Origin of the sequence: Bifidobacterium saimiriisciurei, assembly GCF_010667655.1 — a bacterium.
In the GTDB taxonomy this organism is placed as follows: Bacteria; Actinomycetota; Actinomycetes; order Actinomycetales; family Bifidobacteriaceae; genus Galliscardovia; species Galliscardovia saimiriisciurei.
Genome location: NZ_WHZU01000010.1, coordinates 40,547 through 53,135 on the forward strand (window position 1 = coordinate 40,547; position 12,589 = coordinate 53,135).

Below are 12,589 nucleotides of genomic sequence, written 5' to 3' on the forward strand. Positions count from 1 at the left end.
CGGTTCGCCGCGGCCGCTTGTCATCGGGCCTGTCTCCATCGTCATGACCGAAAGCGTCATGACGGCCGGGGCAGGCCCGATTCGTCCTCCATGGCTCCGAACTCCTCATCCGTTGCGTCGGCATTCACGCCGACATCCATCCCGTTGCCCGTGATGGCACGTTCGGCATCCCCTCCGCCGGAGCTTCCCCCACCATGCTGCTTGCGCACGAACGCGCCCGCGCCGCGATTGAGGTCATGACCCACATGGGAGGCCTCGATGGCCATGCTGCTGCGCTGCGCACCGTCGCGCTCCCATACGTCGGTGATCAGATCGCCCACCACGATGACGGGATCTCCCTTCTTCACCGACTGCATGATGTTCATCGCCAGCGACCGGAAGGCCTTGACGGTGATCCACGTGGTGTTGCCCTCCTGCCACTGCCCGGTGCGACGGTTCCAAAACGAACGGGTTGAAGCCAGGCGAAACGTGCACATCGGCGTGCCGCCCTGCGCGCCGAGCCGAACCGGCTCCTTGCCTACGTTGCCGGTGATTACGATCTGGGAATGCTGTGCCATCTTCGGCCCTTTCTGCTTGCCTCGCCGAGTCCTCAAACCCCGGCATAAACGTTTGGACCGTTCCGCCGACGGCGCCGGATCCACCGACGATGGGAAAACAGAGGAGGTTGCAAGCCGCCGGTGATTCCGGTCGTCGTCGGAACGGTGATACCTACTGTGCATCGGCGGCGGCGCGGAGGGGAAGCCGAAACGGCATTGTGGAAAAACGGCCCACCCGTGCCGGGGAAGTGTGGATAACCGCGCATCAAAAAACGGGCATGTGGATGGCCGAGGCCATAATCCACATGCCCGTCGAGGGGACGAATCGTTATCTCGTCATCGGCAAGGCCGTCACCAGATGCGCACGCGCTGGTCGGGGGCCAGCCACATGGCGTCGCCTTCGGTCACATCGAACGCCTTGTAGAACAGATCGACGTTGCGCACGATGCCGTTGGTACGGAACTCGGCCGGCGAATGCGGGTCGATCTGCAGATACTGCTCGGCCAGCTCGTCACGGTTCTTGCCGCGCCACACCGAAGCGTAGGAGAGGAAGAAGCGCTGTAGGCCGGTGAACCCGTCGATGACCGGCGCATGCTCCAGCACGCGCTCCACCGTCTCCGGCCTGCCGTCCCCGGCGCCCAATGCGATGGCATACGCCTTGATGGCGATGTTCACGCCGCCGAGATCGCCGATGTTCTCGCCGATCGTCAGCGCGCCGTTCACATGCGGCGCCTGCTCGGGATGCCCCTTGCGGGCGTACTTCTCGGCCAGCTGCGAGGGCACGAACCCGTTGTACTGCTCGATGAGCGCCTTCGTGCGCTCCTCGAAGTTCGAACGGTCCTCGGCCGTCCACCAGTCATGCAGCCTGCCGTCGCCGTCGTACTTCGAACCCTGGTCGTCGAAGCCGTGGCCGATCTCATGGCCGATCACCGCGCCGATGCCGCCGTAGTTCGCCGCATCCTCGGCATCCGGGTTGAAGAACGGCGGCTGCAGAATCGCGGCGGGGAACACGATGACGTTCATCGTCGGCTCGTAGTAGGCGTTCACCGTCTGCGGGTTCATCAGCCACTCGTCCTTGTCGACCGGCTGGCCGGCCTTGGCCAGCTGATAGCCGGCCTCGTAGCGCCAGGCGTTGCGCAGGTTCTCCACGAGGGAAAGGTCGTCGGAGACGCTCAGCGCGCTGTAGTCGCGCCAATGGTTCGTGTAGCCGATCTTCGGTGTGAACTTGGCGAGCTTCTCCAGCGCCTTGGCCTTGGTGTCCTCGCCCAGCCAGTCGCTGGCCGAGATGGAGGCGTGATACGCCTTGATGAGGTTGCCGACCAGCTCCTCCATGCGCTCCTTCGAGGATTCGGGGAAGTGGCGGCGCACGTACTCGCGGCCGACGTCCTCGCCGCAGATGCCGTTGACCAGCGAGACGGCGCGCTTCCAGCGGTCGCGCTGCTCGGTCGTGCCCGACAGCACCTTGCCGTAGAAGTCGAAGCTCGTCCTGTCGAAATCCTTGCTGAGGAAGCGGGCCCATCCGTTGAGCAGATGCACGCGGGCCCACAGCTTCAGATCGTCCAGGTCGGCCTCGTTCCAGAAACGGTCGATGCCGGTGAGGAAGCTCGGCTCATGCACGATGGTGTGCGCCAGCACCGTGGTCATGTCGATGGGTTGCATCGAGGCGGCGGCCGTCACGTCGTAGGCCTGCTGCCACGCCTCGGCCCACGCTTCGATGTCGAACGAGGAGAGCGTGGCCTTCAGCTGCTCGAAATCGGTGGGATTGTAGGTCTTGTCCTCGTCGCGGGTGGCCACCACATCCCAGTGGTGCTTGGCGATGCGGGTCTCCACGTCGAGGAAGCGCTTCGCCTGCGTGTCGGCCTCGTCGCCCGTCTTCGCATAGCCGGCCAGACGCAGCAGGTTCGCGACCATGTCCATATATGCCTCGCGCACGGCGGCATAGCGCTCCTCGCGGTAGTACGCCTCGTCCGGCAGGCCGATGCCGGCCTGCTCCACATGCGTGATGTTGCGTTCCGGGTCACCCGGATTCGGGTACACCATGAATCCGATGAGGTCGGGGCCTCCCGCCGGGTTCAGGGCGCCGAGCGCACGCGTCAGCGCGGCCTTGTCGCCGGCCGAGTCCACGGCTTCGAGATCGGGGCGGATGGGGTCGAGGCCGGCGGCGTCGATGGCGTCCTCGTCACGGAACGAACGGTAGAGGATGGCCGACTTGATGGCCGGGCTGTCCTCGTCCTCGAGGATGTCGCGAACGTCCTGTTCGGCGTTCTCGGCCAGCTTGTCGAACGCGCCGAAGCGGGCGCGGTCCGCGGGAAGGATGTACGTGTCGATCCACGGGCCGTTCACATAACGGAAGAAATCGTCGGATGGCCTGGTGACGGAGGAGAACGAAGCCGGATCGATGCCGGAGATAAGCGTGTCTGTCATACGACCCAGATTAACGGCCGAACCATACTTCCGCCATCATATTCCGCATCGGACGATATGGCATGACGTTGAAGTATGGTAGTGGGGAAACAATCGAAGAAAGCGAAGCAGACGTGATCGAACTCAAAACCCCTCAGGAAATCAAGGAAATGCGTCCCGCCGGCAAGTTCGTCGGATCCATCCTCAAGGATCTGAAGGCCATGACCAAGGTCGGCACCAACCTCCTCGAAATCGACGAATTCGTCAAGCAGCGCATCGAGGCGCGCAACGGCGCCGAATCCTGCTACGTGGACTACGCCCCCGACTTCGGCACCGGCCCGTTCGCGCACTACATCTGCACGTCCGTGAACGACGCCGTGCTGCACGGCGTCCCCTACGACTACAACCTCAAGGACGGTGACCTCATCTCCCTCGACCTCGCCATCAACGTCGACGGCTGGGTGGGCGACTCCGCCATCAGCTTCGTCGTCGGCAAGAACCAGGACCCCGAGGACCTGCGCCTCATCAAGTGCACCGAGGACGCGCTCGCCGCCGGCATCGCCCAGGCCAAGGCCGGCAACCGTCTCGGCGACATCTCCGCCGCCATCGGCGACATCGCGCGCTCGCAGGGCTACACCGTCAACCTCGAGTTCGGCGGCCACGGCGTCGGCCACATCATGCACGGCGACCCGCACGTGCCCAACGACGGCAAGGCCCACCACGGCTACAAGCTGCGCCCCGGCCTGGTCATCGCCATCGAGCCGTGGTTCCTCAAGACCACCGACGAGATCTACCAGGACCCGAAGGACGGCTGGACGCTGCGCTCCTCCGACGGCTCGCGCGGCGCGCACACCGAGCACACCATCGCCATCACCGACGGCGAGCCCATCATCCTCACCGCCCGCGACTGAGCGCGGGACGGCTGGATGCGCCCCGGCGGAATAAGCCGTATCGACGGCCCGGCATGACGCGGCATGCGTCGGCCGGGCCGTCGCCGTATCCTCCGGAAATGAGCGGACGGCGGCGTGCGCCATAATCATGCGGTAACCTGAGGCGAATACTGTTCGACTACGTTGTGTAGCGATATCAAGGGAGGGAATATGTCAACAGCACGGCTGGAGGTGGAATCCACCGCCTACGACCTGCCGGTGGTGAAGGCGACCAGCGGACCTGACGGCATCGTGGTATCGAGGCTGCGTAACGACGGATGGGTCACGCTCGACCCCGGATTCCTCACCACGGCACAGTGCGAATCCAAGATCACGTTCATCGATGGCAACAACTCGGTGCTGCGCTACCGCGGCTACCCGATCCAGCAGCTGTGCGAGCACTCGAACTTCCTTGAGGTGGCATGGCTGCTCCAGCACGGCGAACTGCCGAACTCGGAGCAGTACACGAGATTCCGCGACGGCATCCTGCGCCGCACCGTCATTGGCGAGGACTTCCGTACGTTCCTTGGCACTTTCCCGCGCAACTCCCACCCCATGAGCGTGCTCGCCTCCGCCGTGAACGCGCTCGCCGCCTACCATCCCGACACCGTCGACATCAACGACCCCGCCCAGCTCGACGCCGCCGCGGCGAACATCATGGCCAAGGTTCGCACCATCGTCTCGCACATCTGGCGCCGCCGCCGCGACGAGCCGATGCTGTACCCGGATTATCTGCGCGGCTATGTGGACGACTTCCTGCGCATGAGTTTCGCAGTGCCCTACACGCAGTTCGAATCCGACCCGCTCATGGTCGAAGCGCTCGACAAGCTGCTCATCATCCACGCCGACCATGAGCAGAACTGCTCCACGTCGGTCGTGCGCATCGCCGGCTCCGCCCACGCGAACCTGTATTCCGCCGTGGCCGCCGGCATCAATGCGCTGTCCGGCCCGCTGCATGGCGGCGCCAATGAGGCCGTGCTGCGCCAGCTCGAGACAATCCGCGACTCCGGCAAGAGCGTCAAGGAGTTCGTGGAGGAGGCCAAGAAGGAGGGCCACCGCATCTCCGGCCTCGGCCATCGCGTCTACAAGTCGTACGATCCGCGCGCGGCCATCGCCAAGAAGTACCTCAAGCAGATCATGGAGCTGCGCGGCGACGCGTTCTCCGGCGAGCGTGACCTGCTCGACGTGGCGCTCGAGCTGGAGGACATCGCCCTGCACGACGACTACTTCGTCTCGCGCCATCTCTACCCGAACGTGGACTTCTACACGGGACTCATCTACAGGGCCATCGGCTTCGACCGGGAGATGTTCACCACGCTGTTCGCCCTTGGGCGCATCCCCGGCTGGATAGCCCAGTACCGCGAGATGCTCAACGACCCGGCCACGAAGATCGGCCGTCCGCGTCAGGTGTACACCGGCTCCCCTGAACGCAATTTCGTGCCGATCGAGGACCGTCGCTAGCCGCAAGGCCCCGCAACTCGGGAATTCCGCTTCGGAGAACTCGTTTCCGGAGCAAGGATTCCAGGCTGCGGGGCCTTATTCGTCGTTACCTCACTTCACTACCACTGCTCGGCGTAGTCGGTGGAGGGCTTCCACGGCTCGCCGGGTTTGACGACCTGGTCCTGCGAATAGTAGACGTATCCGGGCTTCGGCCGTTCCCCAAGCAGCTGCGGAACGCTCACCAGCGTGTAGCCCTTGGCCTGAAGGTCGGTGATGATGCGTTCGGTGGCCTTCGCCGTGCTGCCCTGCAGATCGTGCAGCAGGATGATGTCGCCCGGCTTGGCCCATTCGAGTACGGCGTCATGCACGCCGTCGGCGTCCTTCTCCCAGTCGTAGCCCATGACATTGAAGTTGATGATCGACGAGTTCATGACCACGGCCTGGTCGCGGACGTCGTTGCTCCATTCACTGTAGGGCGGGCGAATCATCGACGGGTAGGTGCCTACGGCCTTCTTCACTGCGGTGCTGGTGTCGGTCAACTGCTTGACCACGTCGGCCTTGCTCAGCGTCTGCAGATGGGGATGGTTCCACGAATGGTTCTCTATCGGGTATCCGGCGTCGGCGAGTTGTTTGAGCATGGGCGTGGTCGTGTCGGTGATGTGCTCGCCGACCGAGAAGAACGTGGCGGTGGCCTTGGTCTTCTTCAGCGCCTCGATCACGGGAGGGGTGTTGTTGGCGTCGGGGCCGTCGTCGAACGTCAGCGCCACGCACTGGACCTTCCTGCAATCCACTCCCAGTTTGGCGATGTTCGACGTGGTGACGGCGTCCATGGCGGCGTTCAGCTGGTCAAGGGATTTCTGGTAGACGGCGCCGTCGGTGATGATGTCGTTGCCGTTGAGCTGGTCGTTTGCGGTCTTGACGAGCTGCTGGAGCTTGGCGCGTGTGGATTCGTCGTTCACTTGTCCTTTGGTCTGGTCAAGCAGCCCCTGCGACTGCGATACCGCTGCGGTGAGCGTGAACCGCACGGTTTCGTTGGTTTTGTTCGCGATGCTCTGGCGCACGCTGCGAACGCCGTCCGTGATGGCGGTCGTCTGCTTCTTTGCGGCGCCTGTGGCGGAATCCAGTTTCTGCGTTCTCGCACCGAGCTCGTCGGCGGACAGCGTCTCCGTGCATCGGTAGTCGTCATCGGATTTCACTGCCGACACCAGTTTCCCGGCCTTGTCCACCGTGGTCTGCAATGCGGTGAGCGTGGCCGGGTCCTCAAGCGTGGAGGCCTGCACGGTGGTGTTTGGTTCGGCGTCCTTCACTGCGTCGCCGAGACGTCCTGCGGCGGCGGTCAGCGTCGTGCGGGCTGCGGAACACTGGTTCAGCGCCTGCATATGTCGATTATGTCGGGTGAATGCCACGCCGCCCGAGACCGCGATGGCGGCAACCATGGCGATGACGATAAGAATGACCAGCGGACGTTTCGAATGCTTTCCAGCGAGGTCGCCTGCGGAATGTTTGGCCATGATGCGTGCTTCCTTCGTCTCTTCCTCATGCCGTCGGATATGAAAACACTGTAACGCACCGGCATCCCCGCATTCTGTGTCGGAGGACTTCCGCGGTCTTTGCTATCATTGCAAAGTTGCTTGTTGGCGACGTGGGGCCTTAGCTCAGTCGGTTAGAGCAGCGGACTCATAATCCGTCGGTCCAGGGTTCAAGCCCCTGAGGCCCCACTTTCTGTTTTTCACTGTTCATCGGCTTCCTTTGCCGGTTCCGGCATGAACAGCCGAGACTTGTTTCAGGCTCCGCATCTGTTGAATCATTCTCCGCCGTCAGCCGGCGCCTCGCCGTAGATCGCGCGGCTGTTCACGCGGAACCAGATGATGGACACCGCCATGACCGCCGCGTAGACAAGCAGCAGATTCGTATAGTTCGAGGCCGCGCCGCTCGCGCCGATGAGGTTCGTCACCGGATTGCCGCCGGCGAGGGAGTTCGTGGCGATGGGCGTGCCGAAGATGGCGATGCCGATGGAGCCGGCTCCCTGCATGGCCAGATCGTTCATGCCGACGCCGCGTCCGGACTGCTCGGCCGGCAGCGTGCCCAGCACGGTGTCGACGGTGGGGGAGTAGAGCATGGCCATGCCTCCGTAGAACAGGGCGATGCATGCACCCAGCGTCACGGGGCCGGCGAGTACACACAGTGCGGCGCTGAGCGAGCCGAGGAACATGAGCGAGGCTCCGAGCGTGATCGTCGTCTTCCTGCCGAGGCGGCCGACGATGGCGCCCGACGACGTTCCGCTGATGGTGGCGATGATCAGCGCCGGCAGCAGCACGAGCGAGACCTGTGCGCTGGTCATGCCATAGACGTTCGAGCCGAGGGCGTTGAACAGCGGAGTGATGGAGAAGTTGGTGAAGTAGAAGAGGAACATCAGGGTCACGGCCTTCCACCAGCGGGTGTTGCGGAAGAACTCCGGGGTGATGAACGGGTCGCGGGCGCGCTTGATGTACACGGCGAACACGGCGAACGTGACGATGGCTCCGGCAAGCAGCGGCCAGTGCAGGTCGGAGAAGAACAGCGTGAGCTGCAGCACGGCGAGCGCGAAGATGATGAAGCCGGGGACATCCACGTGCGTGGCCCTGCCCGTGGTGTGCGGCAGGTCGGCGAGCAGCATCGGCACCACGATGAGCGATGCCATGGGGATGAGGAACAGATACGACCAGTCGATGGCGCTGAAGACGCCGCCGCACACCACGCCGATGGCGGTGGCGAGCTGGTAGGCCGCGGTGAACATGCCGAAGTACAGCAGCTTCTTGCCGGCGTGGAGGTATCGGGCCACGATGACGAGGTATACGGAGCCGGCGGCTTGGAATCCGGCGGTCTGTATGGCGCGGAAGATGATGATCTCCAACAGGCTGCCGTGCAGTATGAAGCCGAGGATGGAGCCGGCCCAGAGCAGCGCGAGGCCGAACATGGTCATGCGTTTGAGCGAGGCGAAGTCGCACAACGATCCGTAGATGAAGCATACGATGCCGAGGACGACGCCGGGCACGGCGGTGATGAGCGAGGCCTGTCCGCCCGCGCCGACGTCGCTGCCGACCTGCTGGAAGACGAGGTTGAACGCCTGCAGGCACAGGGTGCCCAGCATGTATATGAACAGCAGGGGGACGAGTGCCTTGCGCGCCTTGGCGGCGACGATGTCGTTGTCGGATGACGGGGACGGATCGATGGACGTGGTCGTTTCCGTCGTGTTCTGTGGCCGATTGCTCATGACGAGTCCTACCTTCGTTGGCGATGCGCGTGACGCGCATGTGGAATCTCCTGGGTAATCGACTCGTACATTTTTATGCGGAGGAGCCGGAGGACCGCAGTTATCAGTGTAGTGGCAGGGATGCCGAACGCGGGGAACGCGCTGCATCGCACCGCGTATCGTACCTGCGTTCGGGTTTTCGTGGCGATTGCCGTCTGTAGCAGGGAATGATTCGGAAACAAGCGAAAACGAATTGACTCCCCGGCTTTCAAGGTCAGGGAGTCAATCCGTCTGTCTATCAGGCCTCGGCGAGGCCGGTGATGCGGTTCATGAACTCGTCGAGGAACCTGGGCACATCGACCCCGACGGCGACCTTCATGGTCTTGACCGGGTCGTTGAGCCGTTCGTTGTCGCCGATGGTGCGTCCGCGGGTCGGACCCTCGACGTCGACCTGCATGTTGATGTCGAGAGTCGTCACCAGGCTCGGGTCCACGGCCACGCCCACGGCGAGCGGGTCGTGCAGGCCGCAGCCGCCGAGATGCGGCGACGTGGTCTCGTAGGCCTTGATGTAGTAGTCGGTCATGTCGGCGAGGAAGCGTCCCGCCGGCGTGCCGAGGTCGCGCCAGCGCTGCGTCTCCTTGTAGGTGAGCAGCGTCTGCAGCGTGACGTCGAGGCCGATCATCGTGGCCGGCGCGCCGGAGCGGAACAGCTGGTTCGCCGCGTCCGGGTCCTGCGAGATGTTCGCCTCGCTCCATGCGGAGACGTTGCCGCAGACGGTGAGCGCACCGCCCATGAGCACGATGCCGCCGATCTCATCCTTGATTTCGGGCGCCTTGTCCAATGCCGCGGCGATGTTGGTCATCGGTCCGGTCGGCACGTAGACGAGGTCCTTGCCGTAGGTCTTCACCGCGTCGATGATGAAGTCGACGGCGGATTCGGTCTCCGGCTCGCGGTTCGAGTCGGGAATGTCGACGTCGCCGATGCCATTGGCTCCGTGGATGAACGCGGAGACCGGCTGCACCTCGAACGAATCCCTGGTGCTGGCATGCGGCAGGCCCTTGTACACCTTCACCTCGGGATGCCCGAACAGGTCGGTGACCGCCAAGGCGTTGCGCACGCCCTGGTCGAGCAGCACGTTGCCGTAGGTGCCGGTGATGCCGATGAGTTCGACCTCCGGGCTGCCCAGCGCGTAGGCGGTGGCGAGGGTGTCGTCGATGCCGGTGTCGAGATCGAGGATGAGCTTCTTGGTCATGGAATGCTCCTTATGCGTATTGTCTGCGGATTACCAGACGAACAGGCCGACGGTTGCGGCGGAGAGCAGGGAGACCAGGATGCCGGAGAGCAGCATGCGGCCGACCTGCTTGGAGATGGCGTCGTTCTTCTCCTTGTCGACGATGCCCTTGAAGCAGCCGATGACCATGCCCAGCGTGGAGAAGTTGGCGAAGGAGGTGATGAACACCGTCAGCACGGCCTTGTAGTGGGCGGCGTAGGTGGCGACCTCGCCGGTGATCTGGCCCATGACGACGAACTCGTTGGTCACGAGCTTGAGGCCCATGAGCTGCGAGAACTCCCATGCGGTGCCCGGGTCAAGGCCGAGCAGCCAGGCCGGCACGTACATGACGACGCCGAGGATGGATTCGAGGGAGAGCTTGTCCCAGATCATGCCGAGGCCGGCGTCGATGAGGGCGGCCAGTGCCACGAAGGCGACGACGTTGGCGGTGATGATGAGGATCAGCTTGCCGCTGCCGAGGATCGAGTCGCCGAGGAAGGAGAAGAACGGCTCCTTGACCGGCTTGCTCGGATCGTGCGTGATGAGCTTCTTGTACCAGGGGAGGGCCTTGTACTCCTCGATGGCCTTGTCCTTGGCCTTCTGCTCCTCGTCGGTGAGCTCGACGACCTCGTCCTCGGAGGCCGGGTCGCCCAGCGAGTAGATGACGTCCTCGTCCTTGGAGACGGTGACCGGGTAGAGCATGTGGCTGACGATCAGGGCGTTGATGCAGTTGAGCGGGATGGCGGTGATGACGAACTCGCCGGGGACCATCTGGATGTAGGAGCCGATGATGGCGGCGGTGACGCAGCTCATCGACATCATGGCCAGGGTCACGTTACGGCCGGCCTTCATGCGCTGCAGCTGGACCTTGGAGACGGCGAGGGCCTCGGTGTTGCCGAGGAACATCATCTCGACGGCGTAGAAGGTCTCGAACTTCGGGCGACGGGTGACGAAGCTCAGGCCGCGGCCGATCCACTTGATGATCCACGGCAGGAAGCCGATGTAGGTGAGGATGTCGAACAGCGGTACGATGAGGAGGATCGGCAGCAGGGCGCTGGCGATGAAGTTCACCGGGGCGGGGTTGGTGCCGTCGGCGCCGACCCAGTTGGCCAGGGCGAAGTTGACGCCCTTGTACGAGATGTTGACGATGGCTGCGAAGCCGTCGGCGGCGGCCTTCACCGCGGCGCGGCCCCATTCGAAGCTGGTGAGGAACCAGGCGATGACGAGGTTCAGCACGACCATGCAGCCGACGGACTTGAAGTCCACGTTCTTTCTGTCATGGGAGAATACCCAGCCCAAGGCCAGAAAGACCAGTAGGCCAACGATGTTGATCGCGAGATACATGTGATCCCTTCCTTAATTCTTTTCCCGTTGCAGTTCTTGATTGCTCAAGCGTTTGCACTATTCACGGTAGCCCGTGAGTGTGACGCGGTCCACCCGTTCGCCTGTCAGACGATGACCTGGTGGATCAGCGTGATGGGTTCGGCCTCCTCGCCGATGGTGATGTTGTCTCGGATGAGTCGTTCAACGTCCGCGATGTCCTCGCGGTCGCTGTGCACGGTGAGCAGGACGTCGCCCTTATGGACCTCGTCGCCCACCTTGTGGTTCAGCATCAGTCCGACCGCGTAGTCGAGTCGGTCGTCCTTCGTGGCGCGGCCGCCGCCGAGCATCATCGAGGCGATGCCCATCTCGTCGGCTCGCATGCCGGTGATCACGCCGTCCCTGTCGGCGAGGATCGGGATGCGGTATTTGGCCTGCGGCATGATCGTCGGGTCGTCGATCACGCGGCCGTCGCCGCCCTGCGCCTCGATCATCGCGCGGAAGCGTTCGAGGGCGGAGCCGTCGGCGATCTTCTCCTCGAGCCTGCCTCGGGCCTCGTCGAGGTCGGCGGCCTCTCCGGCCATCACGACCATCTGGCTGCCGATGGTCAGCACCAGATCGGTCAGGTCGGCGGGGCCTTCGCCGCGCAGCACGGCGATCGACTCCTCGATCTCCAGCGCGTTGCCGATGGCGCGGCCGAGCGGCTGGTTCATGTCGGAGATCACGGCCATGCAGTCCATGCCGACGCCCTTGCCGATGTCGACCAGCGCGTGGGCCAGGGCCACGGCGTCCTTCTCGTCCTTCATGAATGCGCCGGCGCCGGTCTTGACGTCCATCACCAGGGCATCGGTGCCGCTGGCGATCTTCTTGCTCATGATGGAGCCGGCGATCAGCGGGATGGAGTCCACGGTGTCGGTCACGTCGCGAAGCGCGTAGATCTTCTTGTCGGCGGGGGCGATGTTGCCGGTGGCGCCGGCGATGATGCAGCCGACGTCGCGAAGCTGGCGCTTGAAGGCGTCCTCCTCGATTTCCACGGTGTAGCCGGGGATGGCCTCGAGCTTGTCGAGCGTGCCGCCGGTGTGGCCGAGGCCGCGGCCGGAGATCATCGGCACGACGATGCCCAGCGAGGCCACGAGCGGGGCGAGCGGGATGCTCACCTTGTCGCCGACGCCGCCGGTGGAGTGCTTGTCCACCTTCTTGCCGGGGATGTCGCTCAGGTCGAGCCGGTCGCCGGAGTTCAGCATGGCCATGGTCAGGTCACGGGTCTCGTCGGCGGTCATGCCGTTGAACCAGATGGCCATGAGCAGGGCGCTGACCTGATAGTCGGGGATGTCGCCGTTGGTGTAGCCTTCGACGAAGAAGTCGATCTGCTCCTTGGTCAGGGTTCCTCCGCTGCGCTTGGCGTCGATGACGTCGATCATTCTCATGATGGCTCCTTTGCCTGGTGATGATAAAACGG

At 63.8% G+C, this 12,589-nt stretch carries 9 protein-coding genes and 1 tRNA gene; 3 read left to right on the top strand and 7 right to left on the bottom strand.

The features are described from left to right. Positions 1-56: 56 nt before the first annotated feature. Both GFD18_RS07085 and GFD18_RS07090 read right to left on the bottom strand, forming a co-directional pair. Positions 57-557, bottom strand: coding sequence for a single-stranded DNA-binding protein (locus tag GFD18_RS07085; RefSeq protein ID WP_163200228.1), 501 nt, complete (start codon positions 555-557; stop codon positions 57-59). A gap of 330 nt (positions 558-887) precedes the next feature. After that, positions 888-2,969 (bottom strand): M13 family metallopeptidase, encoded by a 2,082-nt coding sequence (locus GFD18_RS07090; RefSeq protein ID WP_275575990.1) that lies wholly within the window; start codon positions 2,967-2,969, stop codon positions 888-890. Between the two features lie 104 nt (positions 2,970-3,073). Between GFD18_RS07090 and map the strand changes: the two genes are divergently transcribed. Together map and GFD18_RS07100 are read left to right on the top strand one after the other, a co-directional pair. Continuing rightward, on the top strand, positions 3,074-3,850 hold the full coding sequence (map, locus tag GFD18_RS07095) for a type I methionyl aminopeptidase (protein WP_100510769.1): 777 nt from the start codon (positions 3,074-3,076) through the stop codon (positions 3,848-3,850). A gap of 189 nt (positions 3,851-4,039) precedes the next feature. After that, complete coding sequence (locus tag GFD18_RS07100) at positions 4,040-5,329, top strand: citrate synthase (protein ID WP_163200230.1); 1,290 nt, start codon at positions 4,040-4,042, stop codon at positions 5,327-5,329. A 98-nt stretch (positions 5,330-5,427) separates the two neighbouring features. Here GFD18_RS07100 and GFD18_RS07105 read toward each other — a convergent pair whose 3' ends face one another. Further along, positions 5,428-6,819 (bottom strand): polysaccharide deacetylase family protein, encoded by a 1,392-nt coding sequence (locus GFD18_RS07105; protein WP_163200231.1) that lies wholly within the window; start codon positions 6,817-6,819, stop codon positions 5,428-5,430. Between the two features lie 133 nt (positions 6,820-6,952). Between GFD18_RS07105 and GFD18_RS07110 the strand changes: the two genes are divergently transcribed. Continuing rightward, positions 6,953-7,026, top strand: a tRNA-Ile gene (locus GFD18_RS07110). Between the two features lie 86 nt (positions 7,027-7,112). Here the strand turns inward: GFD18_RS07110 and GFD18_RS07115 are convergent. The 4 genes from GFD18_RS07115 to GFD18_RS07130 form a co-directional block, all read right to left on the bottom strand. Next, positions 7,113-8,561, bottom strand: coding sequence for an MFS transporter (locus GFD18_RS07115; RefSeq protein ID WP_163200232.1), 1,449 nt, complete (start codon positions 8,559-8,561; stop codon positions 7,113-7,115). Positions 8,562-8,838: 277 nt separating this feature from the next. Further along, positions 8,839-9,792 (bottom strand): nucleoside hydrolase, encoded by a 954-nt coding sequence (locus GFD18_RS07120; RefSeq protein ID WP_163200233.1) that lies wholly within the window; start codon positions 9,790-9,792, stop codon positions 8,839-8,841. A gap of 30 nt (positions 9,793-9,822) precedes the next feature. Continuing rightward, a complete protein-coding gene (locus GFD18_RS07125) occupies positions 9,823-11,154 on the bottom strand; it encodes a NupC/NupG family nucleoside CNT transporter (protein ID WP_163200234.1) in 1,332 nt (443 codons plus the stop codon). A gap of 104 nt (positions 11,155-11,258) precedes the next feature. Beyond that, on the bottom strand, positions 11,259-12,557 hold the full coding sequence (locus GFD18_RS07130; RefSeq protein ID WP_163200235.1) for a pyrimidine-nucleoside phosphorylase: 1,299 nt from the start codon (positions 12,555-12,557) through the stop codon (positions 11,259-11,261). Positions 12,558-12,589 lie beyond the last annotated feature (32 nt).

What these genes read in the sequence shown, in the direction of transcription:
- GFD18_RS07115 (WP_163200232.1), bottom strand. Translation starts at nt 8,561, where the DNA reads ATGAGCAATCGGCCACAGAACACGACGGAAACGACCACGTCCATCGAT.
- GFD18_RS07125 (WP_163200234.1), bottom strand. Translation starts at nt 11,154, where the DNA reads ATGTATCTCGCGATCAACATCGTTGGCCTACTGGTCTTTCTGGCCTTG.
- GFD18_RS07105 (WP_163200231.1), bottom strand. Translation starts at nt 6,819, where the DNA reads ATGGCCAAACATTCCGCAGGCGACCTCGCTGGAAAGCATTCGAAACGT.
- GFD18_RS07130 (WP_163200235.1), bottom strand. Translation starts at nt 12,557, where the DNA reads ATGAGAATGATCGACGTCATCGACGCCAAGCGCAGCGGAGGAACCCTG.
- GFD18_RS07085 (WP_163200228.1), bottom strand. Translation starts at nt 557, where the DNA reads ATGGCACAGCATTCCCAGATCGTAATCACCGGCAACGTAGGCAAGGAG.
- GFD18_RS07120 (WP_163200233.1), bottom strand. Translation starts at nt 9,792, where the DNA reads ATGACCAAGAAGCTCATCCTCGATCTCGACACCGGCATCGACGACACC.
- GFD18_RS07100 (WP_163200230.1), top strand. Translation starts at nt 4,040, where the DNA reads ATGTCAACAGCACGGCTGGAGGTGGAATCCACCGCCTACGACCTGCCG.